At 31.3% G+C, this 13566-nt stretch carries 24 protein-coding genes and 2 tRNA genes; 7 read left to right on the forward strand and 19 right to left on the reverse strand.

What is annotated here, in order from left to right; all coding sequences use genetic code 11:
* Positions 1-2 precede the first annotated feature (2 nt).
* The 14 genes from MHH94_RS10160 to MHH94_RS10225 form a co-directional block, all read right to left on the reverse strand.
* Positions 3-407 (reverse strand): DUF1064 domain-containing protein, encoded by a 405-nt coding sequence (locus tag MHH94_RS10160; RefSeq protein ID WP_218696677.1) that lies wholly within the window; start codon positions 405-407, stop codon positions 3-5.
* On the reverse strand, positions 400-1068 hold the full coding sequence (locus tag MHH94_RS10165) for a putative HNHc nuclease (RefSeq protein WP_340840957.1): 669 nt from the start codon (positions 1066-1068) through the stop codon (positions 400-402). Before MHH94_RS10165 ends, MHH94_RS10160 begins: the two co-directional genes overlap by 8 nt.
* 13 nt (positions 1069-1081) lie before the next feature.
* On the reverse strand, positions 1082-1489 hold the full coding sequence (locus MHH94_RS10170) for a single-stranded DNA-binding protein (protein ID WP_340840959.1): 408 nt from the start codon (positions 1487-1489) through the stop codon (positions 1082-1084).
* Positions 1490-1492: 3 nt separating this feature from the next.
* Positions 1493-1690, reverse strand: a complete 198-nt coding sequence (locus tag MHH94_RS10175; RefSeq protein ID WP_340840961.1) for a hypothetical protein — start codon at positions 1688-1690, stop codon at positions 1493-1495.
* Positions 1683-2915, reverse strand: coding sequence for a DnaB helicase C-terminal domain-containing protein (locus MHH94_RS10180; protein WP_340840963.1), 1233 nt, complete (start codon positions 2913-2915; stop codon positions 1683-1685). The genes MHH94_RS10175 and MHH94_RS10180 overlap by 8 nt, the downstream gene beginning before the upstream one ends.
* On the reverse strand, positions 2905-3267 hold the full coding sequence (locus MHH94_RS10185; RefSeq protein ID WP_340840965.1) for a hypothetical protein: 363 nt from the start codon (positions 3265-3267) through the stop codon (positions 2905-2907). Before MHH94_RS10185 ends, MHH94_RS10180 begins: the two co-directional genes overlap by 11 nt.
* Positions 3267-4028: a conserved phage C-terminal domain-containing protein gene (locus tag MHH94_RS10190; protein WP_340840966.1), complete on the reverse strand. Its 762-nt coding sequence runs from the start codon at positions 4026-4028 to the stop codon at positions 3267-3269. Before MHH94_RS10190 ends, MHH94_RS10185 begins: the two co-directional genes overlap by 1 nt.
* Positions 4028-4642, reverse strand: coding sequence for a Sak single strand annealing protein (locus MHH94_RS10195; RefSeq protein WP_340840968.1), 615 nt, complete (start codon positions 4640-4642; stop codon positions 4028-4030). The genes MHH94_RS10190 and MHH94_RS10195 overlap by 1 nt, the downstream gene beginning before the upstream one ends.
* On the reverse strand, positions 4635-4883 hold the full coding sequence (locus MHH94_RS10200) for a DUF2483 family protein (RefSeq protein WP_340840970.1): 249 nt from the start codon (positions 4881-4883) through the stop codon (positions 4635-4637). Before MHH94_RS10200 ends, MHH94_RS10195 begins: the two co-directional genes overlap by 8 nt.
* On the reverse strand, positions 4876-5133 hold the full coding sequence (locus tag MHH94_RS10205; protein ID WP_340840972.1) for a hypothetical protein: 258 nt from the start codon (positions 5131-5133) through the stop codon (positions 4876-4878). The genes MHH94_RS10200 and MHH94_RS10205 overlap by 8 nt, the downstream gene beginning before the upstream one ends.
* A gap of 61 nt (positions 5134-5194) precedes the next feature.
* On the reverse strand, positions 5195-5791 hold the full coding sequence (locus MHH94_RS10210) for a hypothetical protein (protein WP_340840974.1): 597 nt from the start codon (positions 5789-5791) through the stop codon (positions 5195-5197).
* Positions 5784-5951 (reverse strand): hypothetical protein, encoded by a 168-nt coding sequence (locus tag MHH94_RS10215; protein WP_191835763.1) that lies wholly within the window; start codon positions 5949-5951, stop codon positions 5784-5786. Before MHH94_RS10215 ends, MHH94_RS10210 begins: the two co-directional genes overlap by 8 nt.
* Positions 5948-6259, reverse strand: a complete 312-nt coding sequence (locus MHH94_RS10220) for a DUF771 domain-containing protein (protein WP_191835762.1) — start codon at positions 6257-6259, stop codon at positions 5948-5950. The genes MHH94_RS10215 and MHH94_RS10220 overlap by 4 nt, the downstream gene beginning before the upstream one ends.
* A 172-nt stretch (positions 6260-6431) precedes the next feature.
* Positions 6432-6650: a BetR domain protein gene (locus MHH94_RS10225; protein WP_119493494.1), complete on the reverse strand. Its 219-nt coding sequence runs from the start codon at positions 6648-6650 to the stop codon at positions 6432-6434.
* A gap of 173 nt (positions 6651-6823) precedes the next feature.
* On the opposite strand from MHH94_RS10225, the gene MHH94_RS10230 reads away from it, so the two are divergent.
* The 4 genes from MHH94_RS10230 to MHH94_RS10245 are packed head-to-tail and all read left to right on the forward strand — an operon-like array spanning position 6824 to position 9572.
* Positions 6824-7132, forward strand: a complete 309-nt coding sequence (locus MHH94_RS10230; RefSeq protein ID WP_119493493.1) for a helix-turn-helix domain-containing protein — start codon at positions 6824-6826, stop codon at positions 7130-7132.
* Between the two features lie 4 nt (positions 7133-7136).
* Positions 7137-7595: an ImmA/IrrE family metallo-endopeptidase gene (locus MHH94_RS10235; RefSeq protein WP_340840981.1), complete on the forward strand. Its 459-nt coding sequence runs from the start codon at positions 7137-7139 to the stop codon at positions 7593-7595.
* Positions 7596-7609: 14 nt separating this feature from the next.
* A complete protein-coding gene (locus MHH94_RS10240) occupies positions 7610-8476 on the forward strand; it encodes a DUF5067 domain-containing protein (RefSeq protein WP_340840983.1) in 867 nt (288 codons plus the stop codon).
* Positions 8477-8513: 37 nt separating this feature from the next.
* Positions 8514-9572: a tyrosine-type recombinase/integrase gene (locus MHH94_RS10245; RefSeq protein WP_340840985.1), complete on the forward strand. Its 1059-nt coding sequence runs from the start codon at positions 8514-8516 to the stop codon at positions 9570-9572.
* Between the two features lie 160 nt (positions 9573-9732).
* Here the strand turns inward: MHH94_RS10245 and MHH94_RS10250 are convergent.
* From MHH94_RS10250 to MHH94_RS10265, 4 genes are all read right to left on the reverse strand, one after another.
* A tRNA-Ser gene (locus tag MHH94_RS10250) sits at positions 9733-9820 on the reverse strand.
* Position 9821: 1 nt separating this feature from the next.
* A tRNA-Asn gene (locus MHH94_RS10255) sits at positions 9822-9896 on the reverse strand.
* Between the two features lie 132 nt (positions 9897-10028).
* A complete protein-coding gene (locus tag MHH94_RS10260) occupies positions 10029-10583 on the reverse strand; it encodes a competence protein ComK (protein ID WP_058592492.1) in 555 nt (184 codons plus the stop codon).
* Between the two features lie 113 nt (positions 10584-10696).
* Positions 10697-11062 (reverse strand): VOC family protein, encoded by a 366-nt coding sequence (locus tag MHH94_RS10265; protein WP_232156528.1) that lies wholly within the window; start codon positions 11060-11062, stop codon positions 10697-10699.
* 243 nt (positions 11063-11305) lie between these two features.
* On the opposite strand from MHH94_RS10265, the gene MHH94_RS10270 reads away from it, so the two are divergent.
* Positions 11306-11521: an IDEAL domain-containing protein gene (locus MHH94_RS10270; RefSeq protein ID WP_016911637.1), complete on the forward strand. Its 216-nt coding sequence runs from the start codon at positions 11306-11308 to the stop codon at positions 11519-11521.
* Positions 11522-11594: 73 nt separating this feature from the next.
* Here MHH94_RS10270 and MHH94_RS10275 read toward each other — a convergent pair whose 3' ends face one another.
* Positions 11595-12590, reverse strand: coding sequence for a lipoate--protein ligase (locus MHH94_RS10275; protein WP_084754900.1), 996 nt, complete (start codon positions 12588-12590; stop codon positions 11595-11597).
* A gap of 169 nt (positions 12591-12759) precedes the next feature.
* Here MHH94_RS10275 and MHH94_RS10280 point away from each other — a divergent pair, with 169 nt between their 5' ends.
* Together MHH94_RS10280 and MHH94_RS10285 are read left to right on the forward strand one after the other, a co-directional pair.
* Positions 12760-12945, forward strand: coding sequence for a YkvS family protein (locus tag MHH94_RS10280; protein ID WP_340840996.1), 186 nt, complete (start codon positions 12760-12762; stop codon positions 12943-12945).
* A gap of 2 nt (positions 12946-12947) precedes the next feature.
* Complete coding sequence (locus MHH94_RS10285; RefSeq protein WP_025905643.1) at positions 12948-13553, forward strand: CPBP family glutamic-type intramembrane protease; 606 nt, start codon at positions 12948-12950, stop codon at positions 13551-13553.
* Positions 13554-13566 lie beyond the last annotated feature (13 nt).

The following is a 13566-nucleotide window of genomic DNA, read 5'->3' on the forward strand; positions in this document are numbered from 1 at the left end:
GATCACTCCTTAGCTTTCTTACGTTCTCGTCTTACCTTTTTCAAATCGTCGTATTCTATCCAGTCTTTGCCGGTATACTTAGGTGCTTTGCATATCCATGTAAGCTGTACGTCTGGATATTTGTATCTGAATAACTTAGCTTTCAACTTCGCAGTTTCCGTTGCCATTCCTTTAACGTCTATGACTTCGATTAATTCGTCATTTTTCCACAATGCGAAGTCTGCTATATATTCTGTTTTACGTTGTTTATCGATTTTCGGTATCAATTCATACCTTGGTTGTACCTCTATGTGGTCGAACTTACCTACATTGATTTGTTTCTCTAGGAATTTGTAAAAATCACACTCAACCGTGCTATCAAACGTTATTCCTTTATATTCAACTTTCTTAGCGTTGTATTTACTCAACCCGTTCACCCTTTAACATTTTGTTTAGTCTTTCATCTACTTGCACCAAGCTATCTGTTAAGTGGTATTTAGTATTGAAAGTGTCTATACCTATTTGATGTTGCTCGTTATGATGACTTCTGCATAACGCAAGCACTTCATTTCCGTAATGATCTATCTTATTTCTGTTTCGTCCCCGACCTACTGCATATCTATGTGCTAAATCACTGTTCTTCTTGCCACATATCACACACGTTCTATTGATAGTCGATAAATATATAAAGTAGTTATCATCTTTCATTAAGTCGCTAGTTTTATAATTTAGTGGTATATCATGTTGGAACACCCAAGCTAATATCACTTCGATTAATTCACTTGCAACACGCCTTGTCGTATCTGTTAAACTTATTTGTTCATATCCTTTAATTATTTCTAGATAGAATTGAAATTGTTGTCTTAAATCTTCTTGAGGTTGACCAGTGAATAAGTAAATATCGTTTAGTAATGCAAATATCTTTTTACGTTGTTTTACTGTTATTTTCTTTCCGTCTACTACTTCAAAATTCACGTCTAATGGATAATTGTTATCTAGTAGTAGTAAGGCATCATCTGGTAAATCGACACCTTCAACTACTACTGAATAATGTCCGTTACTTTGTTTGTACTTTGTCACTTTTGACATGTACTCACCTCATTTAGAATGGTAAATCTTCGTCTGTAATATTTACTGGACCACCATTTGTATTAGCGAATGGATCGTTAGCTTGTTGTTTTGGTGCTGATTGACCTTGATTGCTACCTTTTGAGTCTAAAAACTCAACTCTGTTAGCTACCACTCTTACTACTGAACGGTTATTACCTTCTTTGTCTGTGAATCTATCTTGTTTTAAGTTGCCTTCAACTAAAATTTTGCTACCTTTACTGCAATAATTGTTCAAAAGTTCTGCTGTTTTACCGAAAGCAACTACATCAAAGAATGAAGTATCATCTTTTTTGAAAGGGTTATCTACTGCTAAACTAAAATTAGTAACCGTTGTTTGCCCTGCTTGTTTCAGTTCTAAATCCTTTGTTATTCTTCCTGTTAATAAAGTTACGTTTGCCATTTTTCATTTCTCCATTTCGTTATATATTTTATTTTTTACTTCGTCATAATCATCAAGTTCATTAATTTCTTGTCGTTCGAGCATTTCTTTCATAGTTACGCCAAACTTTAAATAGTAACCTTTCACAAGTGGGTTTCTTTCGTTCTTATATAGTTTTCTAGCGACTTGTAATGCCTGTTCTACTGTAAATATCTTAAGCATCAAAGAACCTCTGTATAGGCTTGTAGAAGTCTAATTTCACAGTTCCAACTTCCCCATCTTTGTTTTTAGCTACTATGCACTCTACTTCCGACTTACCAAACGAGTTAGGTTCTTCTGGTCTGTTGTAATAGTCATCACGATACAAGAGCATAATCACATCACCGTCTTGCTCTAACCCACCAGCTTCTTTTAAGTCACTCATCATTGGTCGTTTATCTTGTCTATGCTCAACTCCACGACTTAATTGTGCTAAGGCAATAATTACTGAATTAGTTTCTTTCGCTAAAATCTTCAATTCTCTTGATATTGACTCCACTTCTAAACGTCTATCTTTGAATTGTCCGTCTGCTTTCATAAGTTGAACGTAATCAATAATGACTATGTTTTGCTTTTCATTCTGCGATATTACATTTCTTATTTTTTGTGGCGTGATATTGTTGTTATCCATCACTTTAAAATCTAATTTTTCATAAATGCCTATCTGATCTATTACTTTCTCAATGTCTTCATCAGTCATTAAATCTGCATTTTTAAATTTGTGTAACTCAACCTTTGACAGAGATGATAGTAATCTGTCAGTGATTTTACGTTCGTTAGTTTCTAGTGAAACGAATGTTACTGCACATCCGCTCATTGCAAAGTTAACGCCTAAATTAATTGCTAACGCTGTTTTACCTGCTGAAGGACGAGCACCAATCATATTTAGTTGTCCTGGTTGGAAACCATCTATTAAAAAATCTAAGTTATTGAATCCAGTTTTTAATACATTAGGTTTTGTATTGCCCATCAAGTCATCCATAACGCTTAATAATGTGTCTTTCTTACCGTCTTTTTCTTTTATGACTAATTCATCTAAAGACTTCATTACATCGTCCATATGGGATTTGTTTTGCAAATTAGGGCTAGTCTTATATAATTCAATTGCTTTAATACGTTCACGTTGTTTATAGGCTTCTAAAACATCATGTTGATATTGGTCAAAGAACACTTTTGCGACCAAATCTTCATCAAGTAACGCCTTTACTCTTTCTGGACTAATAAAATCATTCGGATGTGCTTTTGCTTTCGCATATAGTCCATGTTTGTCTGCCTTGTTTTCACGTTTAAAATATTGAATACATAATTTAAGTTCATAGTCCTCAAACATTTCATCAGTTAAAGCTAACTTGCTATATAAATCTGGGTATTGAATTAAAGAGGCAACAATTAAATCTTCATTGTTCATCAATGTCACCTGCCTTTAATCTAGCCATCATCTTTTGCATACGTTTAAGATTTTGTTCTCTACGTTTGCGTTTCTCTGGATCATTCATTTCTTGTTGCACAATTTGTTTATCTCGTTCAATTTTCTTCTTATAATCATCTGCTGGGTTATATTCATCTTTTACTAAGAAATCACTAATTGTTGGTGGATATTTATTGTTTTCAATATAGTTATCTAACTTTCGTTTAGTTTTCTGATAGTTACCTTTCTCTACAATGTCTATCCAAGTTATTGCTTTTTCTTTAGTGAAGTTAATGTTATTAAATACAGTTGCAATCAGTTTCACTATTTCATTAGCTTCTTCTCTAGTCATTACAACAACTCCTCAAACATAACCTCATCTTTATTAGTAATAACTTCTTGGTTAAGGTATTTATCAAAGTTAGATCCTCTAAATAAAGTTGATGGTTGTAAATATTTCTTCATCTTTTCATCATTTATCCATTCATTAGTTTTGATATCTATTACTTTTAAAAAGTCTTCTAACTTATATCCTTCATTAAATCTTGCTTTAATTAGTTTTCTATTAGATTCTGATTTATAACTAAACCTCTTATTAACTTTCTTATTAAGGTATTCAATAATGGTTTTATACGGTGCTGTGTCAGATTTATCTGACATACTAATACTCTCTGTAGTATTCTCTGTAGTAATCTCTGTTAAGGATTTACTAGTTTCTTCACTATCCATTGTTAAGTTTATTAACTTTCCATTGTTAAGTTTATTAACTATCCAGTCTTGTAGCGTGTTCAAGTCTATTTTGTAGTGTAAAGTTGGTGCTCCATTAGCTTTTTTAAGTGCTGTATCAACTATGTTTAATTCTTTTAATTTATCGGTAGATCTTCGGACTTGATACTTTGATAAATGTAGTTCTTCTTCCCACTCTTTATATGATTTGTAAAAGTATCCGTCACTTCTTTTTGTTCTGTCAGACCAATAAACCATTTGATTTAATAAAGCAGCAGTCGGATAATCTTTAGTTATTTCTAAATAGATTACTGGTATTGGAATAACATTACTTTGACCACTAAATTTAGTGATTATAGATGCTATATAATTTCTATTGCTCGTCATCACTTCCCACCTCGCTTACTACTGATTAAGTCATTCAATCGCTTAATCATCGGATTGATTTGTACCTCCGTTACTGTGTCGTAATCGCTAATTTTTAACCATTGCATAACTTTTTGTTCAGTTGCATCATCGCCACCAATTTCAACTGCTTGCTTGATTTTGTCTTGCAAGTCTTCAATTTGTTCTGGTCTAGCTTTAGGTGACTCTGGCATATCTTCTCCGTTGTAGATATACAGACCTAGACCATGAAGAGCAGCTGCTTTAACGAAGCAACGTTTATGTGCTTTGTTAATATCAAATGTAGTAGCTGAACCTTTAGCCAATGATTTATTCTTAAAATCCAATACTGGTAACAATTCAGTTTCAGTTTTACCTTTAATAGTTACGGATACTTGTACAAAATAACCTTCTGGTGTAGCAAGATAAGGTACAAATACTTGTTCATTTGTGATGTCTGGGTGTGGGAAAGTATGAATTTCAACTTTATAATCTGGATCAATTGATTTAAGTTGTTGGTGCGCCCATGACCAAGACAAATAACTTAGTCCATTCTTCTTTTCAATGTGTTCATTTACATTCAACTTGTTCAGTTGGTTAAATAATGTTTCAGTCATTCTCAATCTCCTCCAAATCTGACATTCTTACAGTTTTATACTTATCTATAATCGTTCTTTCGTTAACTTGAATTAGGTGCTTTTCCCAATCTAATTTGATTTTCTGAAAGCCTGATAATTTGGCTGCTTTGCTGAATCTCTTTCCGTAAGTAGCATCTTCTGGAGTAGTAGGATAATTAAGTAAATAATTTCCACTCGCTTCCTCTATAACTCTGTACGTCACTTCTACTTTTTCACTCATTTTCAATCAACCCTTCACCAGCAATGACGTCTTTCATTTGTTCGAATGCCGATAATATTTGTTCATCACTTTGCCATTGATATATTCTTAGCGTTCTATTTCCATTCGGATATCTATCATCAAAGTGTGTGAGTTGTACTGAATACGTTCCATCATCGAATAACCAATTTGATACGCTACATTCCAAACCTGAATATATTTGCTTAATAATTAAATCAGTCGCTAAATTTACAAGTCTTGCTTTATCCATATTGATTCCTCCACATTTCTGTGGTATCTTTTAAGTGTTCGTATTAAAAGAAGACCACATATTAATATTTGTTAAAGTCCTGTTTTAAGTTGGCGCTTAATTCAAGGGCTTTTTCTATTTCTTCAAAGTTATTTAAGTAACCTGCATATCTTGTTCTTCTAGTGTTGAGACTAACTGTACCTATTCTGCTTTCCATTACTTTAGAAGGCATTATCCATACCAATTCTTCAGTTATTCCAACAAACATCATAATGTCGCATGTTTTGTCATAGTGTTTTAGAGATCTTCCACTATTTAAAATTGTTCGTATTTCACTTTCTATACATCTGGAACTCGGTGGGTTAGTTAGTATAAATTTGTAGGACTGGTTTTTACCTAATAAACTTGCTGTTTTTACTTCAACTCTGATTTCATTGTTTACCAACAAATCATACGGTGCAGTTTTATCTACCAAGTTCATATCTTTTACTTCATAACCTTTTTCTTCTAGCATTTTGATTGCTATAAGCTCTCCCTTTCTTCCGACTGTAGTTTCGCGTTTAATACCAAATTTTTTTCTAAAATAGATAACTGACGTTCTATCGATGTTGTAAAACTCTGCAATTTGTCTATCAGACCATCCTTTTGTAACTAAATTTTTGACTGTCATTTTACTCATTCAATTGATCACGCTCCATTTCTTTTACTTGGTCCCACACTTCAAACAACATCACTGTGAGCAACCAGAATAGGAATGAATGTTCAAACGGTGTTACGCTAAATGCTGCGATGATGAAGAACTCTAGTACTAGGAACATTGTTAATGTGATATATTTCATCCGTTTTTCGCCCTTTCTATAATTTCTTCTTTGTACTCTTCGATAAACTCAATCATTTTTCTTCTGTCAAAACTGAACTTACCTCTACCGTTTTTACTGAATGTAGTAAATGGTTCAATTTTTCTTCTAAAGTAATTGCGATTAATAATGTTTTTCTTGATGTAGTATTCACTCCACCCAGTTTCTTTGACTAATTCTTTCATCGTCATTTCTCTAGGTAACTGTTCATTGCGTAATTCTTTTAGTTTCTCTTCTACACGTTGGTCAATGAGTTCATTGAGTAAATCAATGTTTAGTAGAGTGTTCATCAATATCCCTCCTTAGTTACTTCAGCACCCACATACAACATTTAGTTATCGCAATGACCATTTAATGTATTTTGGTGTGGCTCGTATCATCGCCTACTCTCGCTCGTAAATGCTCTATGTGAGTGCTGAATTCGTTTAAGTATCCATTACCTTTAAGTTTCTTTTAGGACACTTATTGTTTAAAAAAAATATCTAACATTTCTTTCTCAGATAACTTTAAAATATCTACAATAGCTAATATTTCTGCTCTATCAAATTCATGAACTTTGTTCATTCGTCTGTAGAATGAATTCCTAGACATCTTAATACCTTTTTTATTAATTAGATCTAGTAATTCATTAACTGATATTTCTTTTAAAGCCATTTGAGATTTCAGTTTATTCGGATGCATTTTGCCACCACCTTTGTGTCTTAAAGGATACATTTATCTTAACCTTGATATAATACTATGTCAACACAAAAGTGTCTTTTTAAGAAACTTTTTTAGTTATTTCCTATTTAAGTGTTGCTTTTAAGAAACTTTAATATTATAATTGAAACATACCAATTAGGAGGACAAATATTATGAAACCAGACATAAAAGCAAGAAGACTTGAATTAGGATTAACTTTAGAAGAAGTAGGTAATATTGTCGGAGTTGGAAAATCTACAGTTAGAAAATGGGAAACTGGCGACATCGAAAACATGAAAAGAGATAAAATAGTAAAGTTAGCTAAAGCATTGAAAGTATCACCTTCATATATTATGGGTTTTGAAGAAGTAGAAGAGCAACCTACAGTTGCAGCACATTTTGATAAATCTGACCTTACAGAAGAAGAGATGAAAGAAGTAGAACAATTTATTGAATTTGTTAAAAACAGACGCAAAGGGTGATTACATGGGGTATGAACAACTATTAATAAATCAAGACATCGAGATATATGAAACTAATCACTTACCTTCTTTTCAAAGTGGTTTATATTATGATGGTACAATTTATATAAAAACTAAAATGAATTCTATAAAAAAGCACGAAACTCTAGCTGAAGAGATAGGACACCACGAATTAACATATGGGAATATTACTGATCAAAAAATATTAATGAATAGAAAGTATGAATTAAAAGCAAGAAGATATGGATATGAATTGCTAATTTCTTTAGATGGTATTATTTCAGCTTATAATGATGGGGTTCATAATATTTTTGAAATGGCAAATTATTTCGAGGTAAGTGAAAATTACATTAATGATGTTTTAGAACATTATAAAATGAAATTTGGATTATCCACCTACCACAATGGCTATGTGATTAAGTTTAGTCCATTACAGGTGTTTAAACATATACAATTCGAATAAAGGAGAGATGTGGAATGAAAAGAGTTATCGTTATTCTATTCGCTGCAATATTATTATTATCTGCGTGTGGCGAAAAAGGTGAGAAAGAAACAATTAAAGACTCCGAAAACAAAACAGAGTCTAAAAAAGACGAAGTTGGTTTTAAAAATGATTTAGTTACTTTAAATAAAGGTAGCATAAAAATCTTAGATGTTAAATTGCGTAATGCAAGTGATGAAACAGATGGTAAAGAAACGATTGTATTCACATATGAAGCTACTAATAAAACTGATGAAGATTTTTCTGCACAAGCCTTTTGGATTGCTGCAATGAAAGTTTATCAAGAAAATAAAAACACTGAAAACAAACTTGAAGTTGGTTCTACACCTACAACAGGAAAATATAAAGAATACTTTGAAAATATGACAGATACTATTAAGAAAAACGGTAAAGCTAAAGGTGTAGTTGCATATAATTTAGAAGATGATAACGATGTAACATTAAAAGTAATTCAAGGTAATACAGACAAAGAATTAGGTAAGAAGACGTACAAATTATCTGATTTAGAAAGATTTGACCATACGACAACTATAGATACTCAAAACCAAACTCAAAGTAATGAAACAACTGAACAACCTGCACCTCAACAAGAAAATACTACTACACAAACACAACAAGAGCCTAAATCGCTTGAGGATAAACAAGAAGGAATAACCGAAGAAGAATATGATCGTACTAAAACGACAACTCACGACGAGTCACAAATGGAGGAACAACCACAAGGTGGTCAAGGGGGACATCCATCTGCTTTTGACCCTTCTATTTCTAAAGAAACACAAGGCGAATTAAAAACAGATGAAGATGGTAATGAATATATAGATGCTACAGGTTTAGGGCAGTAATGCCCTTTTTATTTAACCAATTTTAAGGAGTGAAATGATGAATATTACTAAACGAGGTAAAACTTGGCAATATGATTTCAGATATGATGGAAATCGTTATCGAAAAGGTGGATTTTTGACTAAAAGAGAAGCAACTGAAAAAGGTAATGAATTATACAATCAATTAACAAAAGGTTTTGATTTAACAAATGATGTTCCTTTTGTAGATTATTACAATAGTTGGTTAAGCGTTAATAAAGAAGGACAAATTTCAGAAAAATCTATGTTACGTTATAAATCTTCTATAGACGTATTTGAAGAAAAGTTTGGTGACTTACCTATTAATAAATTAACACAGTTGAAATATAGAGAACTACTTAAAGAATATGGTGAAGGTTTATATTTAACTCCACGAAAAGGTGGGCGAACTACAAATAGTGTACAAAAATTACATTTATGTTTAAGAGCAGCGTTACAAGATGCAGTTAGTGAAGGGCTAATATTTAAAGACCCAACATATAAAGCCAAGCCATATGGTACTAAATCATCACAACATGAAAGTACTAAATTTATGACGATAGATAATTATACTAGTTTGAAAGATTATGTAACAGGTAGAAAAGAACTATCATATTTGTTCATATATATTTTGATAATTACGGGTGCGAGATTTGGAGAAGTACAGAAATTAAAATATAGCGATCTAATAAAGAAAGACAATATGATACATTTACCTGGAACTAAAACAGAAACATCTGATAGGACTATACCTATTACCGATAAAGAGATGAAATATTTATTAAATAATCTAAAAGAACGACCAATACAAATAGATGGTCACATATTCAATACTGGAAAAGGTTTAATAACAAATAATGCCGTGACCAAAGTATTAAATAAATTTTGCTTGGAACATCAAATTGGCGCATATACGTTGCATAGTATAAGGCATACGCATTGTTCTTACCTATTGCATAAAGGTGTGTCTATTCATTATATAAGTAAAAGATTAGGTCATGCTAATGTGACTACTACCCTATCAATATACAGCCATTTATTAGAAGAAGTAGAAAATGAAGAAACTGTTAAACTCAGAAATGTCATGGATAATTTATAGTGGTCACAAATTTGGTCACAAGAATAAAAACCGGTGCTAATGTGACCACGTTGTGACCAAAAATTTTAAATCAACCATAATTAGAAGTTTTATATAAAATAAAAAACCCTGATTTATCAAGGTTTTTAAGTAAGATATCATTAACTAATATCGTAAAATACGGAGATGGAGGGATTCGAACCCTCGCGCCGCAGAACGACCTACACCCTTAGCAGGGGCGCCTCTTCAGCCAACTTGAGTACATCTCCATGGCTCCACAGGTAGGACTCGAACCTACGACCGATCGGTTAACAGCCGATAGCTCTACCACTGAGCTACTGTGGAATAATTAAATTTTTATCAAGCACAAATACTATTATATCAAGCATCTTAATATTTTCAAGAGAAAACCTAAAAAAATTAACGGAACATTTACACTTTAGTTGCACTTGTTCCGTTAATATTTATTTTAGTATGCTAATATTGATTTTTCAAATACATCTTTATAACATCAAGTACACTATATCCATCTTGAGTTAAATCTATATTTGGTGTATTTAGCTGTTTAATAAAGATATTATTTCGGTGATTTCTATAGTACAAACATAAACAGTTTAAGTATTGGTGATTAATTACGTGGTATGAGATTGGAAAAACGAGGATTTGATCTTGTTCTAAAAATATCTTGGTCTTATTGCCATTATATTCTTTAAAATCTTTAACGTAGAGTATATTTATCCAAGTGTTGTCTATTGACCTTTCGGAACCTGTGCAGAAAAAATAAGTAGAAGTTACTGCGGATACTAAAATCGGGGGTTTGCTCGTGATTCTGGTTAACCTTTTTGTAAAAAGCTTTCTTTCATTGAAGTGTTCGCCATAAAAGCGACATGACTGATTCATAATTTCTTGAGGTTTCTGTTTAACGATGAACGGTTCTTTACCCGCTTCAGACACCTCAGTATGAATAGTGTGATCATCTACTTTGACTCCTCTAATATACATAGTGTTTTGTTTAATAACATACTTACTCATAGCATGCTCCTTTCAAATTTTTATGTAATTACAACGAATATATTTACATTTATTGTAATTACATAAAATATAATACCTATTTAAATATAAGTCAATACTTTTCAAAATAAATTCTATTGTTTTTCTATAAATTCCAATCGATTTCCAAAAGGATCTAATAAATGGATTCTATTTGCGCCAGGAAAACGTTTATCTGCTTTGTACTCTATTTTTTCATTCGTTAAATGTTCTTTTAAATCTTCTAGATTTTCAACATTAATAGCAGGATGTGCTTTTTTTAATGGTTCGAACTCTTCTTCAATACCAATGTGTAAATCATTTTGATTAACATTAAACCAAACGCCTCCGTTACCTCTCAGTGATTCAGGCTTTTCTACTTCATTGAATCCCAATTGATTACAGTAAAAATATCGTGCTTTATCTTCTGATCCTTTAGGTGCTGATAATTGTACATGGTCCCACATTTTTAATTGATACATTATGATTCTCCTTTAGTATTTTTATTAAATATGATTCGATTACTCAAATCTTTCACAACCGTATTCTGAATTGTGAGCAAAATAATTTGAAATTAGATTATAGTAACATATAATGAATTTATAGAGTAAGTTTATCACTGATTTCGAATTATAAATTTACTTTTTAAAATTTCTGAATATTCATTGCATTTAGAAAATAAATACGCTATAATTTTAACAAATAAAGTCAAGGGGTTGTTTAAAATGAAACAATATTCTCAAGTTAAGCACCAGAGTTTAGAAACTTTTGTTAATAACTTAAATGATTTATCAGTTGAGCTTGTGATTGACTCTGCTTTACGTGAAAATCGTAAAAGAGAATTAATGGTTTTAATTGATGAAGCACTTGCGAATCGTAATAATACTTTATTTGAACAATACAGTGAAGAATTAATTCAGTTGGAGGATTTGCAATCGTGAGTTGTCATTTAAAATTTAACACATAATGAGAGACTACTTTTGAAAACATTCAAAAATAGTCTCTTTTATTTGTTTATAGCATTAAATTAATAATTTCTTCTTTAGCGATATCTCCAAAATAGTGATAAACATCAATATCTTTTAATGCTTCTTGAATTGATGATTTTTGATGTTGAACACCTATTAATGCTTCTTCAATATCTTTTACGTCTCCGACACCAAAGAAATCACCGAATATTGCTGCGTGTTCTATTTTACCTTTTTTAACATCTAATTTAATTTGGACAAGTCCTCTATCAAATTTATGACTTCTTTCAAAATTGTATTTAGGATTCTTACCATAATTCCATTCCCATTTTTGGTATTTATTTTTACTTAGTTCATTTATGTTATCCCAATCTTCATCAGTTAAGTGATATTCTTCAACATCTTCACTACCCTGTTGTTTAAAGATAGATGTAAGTATACGTTGTTTAAATGTTTCAATATCCATTGGCTCTTCTAAAAACTCTTGTATGTTTGCGACACGTGATCTTATAGATTTGATACCTTTAGATTTTATTTTCGCTTCGCTAACGCGAAGTGCATTTACAACCTCTTCGATTTCACTATTTAACATCAATGTTCCATGTGAGAACATACGATCTTTTTGTTTAACCATTGCATTACCTGATATTTTTCTTTCCCCGACTTGTATATCATTTCTACCAGATAATTCTGCTTTAACACCCATTTCATTTAAAGCATCAACAATTGGTTGCGTAAATTTTGCAAAGTTATGGAAACTGTCTTCATCATCTTTTGTAACAAAGCTAAAGTTTAAATTACCTAAATCATGATATACAGCTCCACCACCAGAAATTCTTCTTACAACTTTGATATTATTTTTCTCAACATACTCTTGGTTAACTTCTTCGATTGTATTTTGATTTTTTCCTACAATAATGGATGGTTGATTAATATAGAATAGGAAATAACTATCATCTTTAGGAAGAGAAGTTAAGACATATTCCTCCATAGCTAAATTAATCATAGGATCATTAATACCATTATTACTTACAAATTTCATTATATTTCCTCCTTCTTTTCTCCCCAAATAGCCTCAAGTATATAGTACCATATGTTTGATTAATCATATGTATGATATGTTTATGTTAAAATAAAGTATATTTGTTAATACTTTATAAACTGAGCATTATTTAGTATAATGTTTCATAGTATTATTTAGGAGGAATAAGATGACAATCGCAGAAGTTGGAAATATCATAGAGTTTCAAGATGGATTAAGAGGTAGAGTTGAAAAAATTAATGAAAACTCAGTTATCGTAGATATCACAATTATGGATAACTTTGAAAGTTTAGAGTTACCTGAAAAAACTGTAGTGAATCATAAGCGTTATTCAATAATTTCTGAAGAGGGATAATAGTGAAGAGACAAATTAATCCTCAATTAATATGGTTCATATCTAGTTTCATTATTTTTCACATTATTTTATTCATTATGCAAGGTGAAAAAGAAGTATTCTGGTACTTATATACTGGTATTATGCTGATTGCGGGCATTAGCTATGTCTTTTATCAACGTGACATCAAATCTAAACGATTACTTCAATCAATTGGATATGGTCTCATTGGTGCCATTATATTAGTTCTACTTCAGCTATTATTATCACAAATTTATAATGGCTTGTCATATGCATCCTTATTAAAAGAATTAATGCATGCTGGCGTATTTTATAAGTGGCAAATGCTAGTAACAATTGTAATTGCAATACCTTGTCATGAGTTATATATTAGAACAATATTACAAAATCAGTTGCAACTGAAATTCTCACAACCTATTATTGCAATCGTTGTGAGTGCCCTTGCATCTAGTTCACTATTTTTATATTTAGATAATTTAGCTATATTTATGTTTATATTTTTAGCACAACTCATATTATCTACACTGTATTTCTATACGAAAAGAATCGTAACATCTTATGTTGCTCAAATTGCAGCAATCATCATACTCGTTATAATTTTTAGTTAATACATTTACTAAA

It is taken from the genome of Mammaliicoccus sp. FSL K6-3158, assembly GCF_038005105.1.
Lineage (GTDB): Bacteria > Bacillota > Bacilli > Staphylococcales > Staphylococcaceae > Mammaliicoccus > Mammaliicoccus sciuri.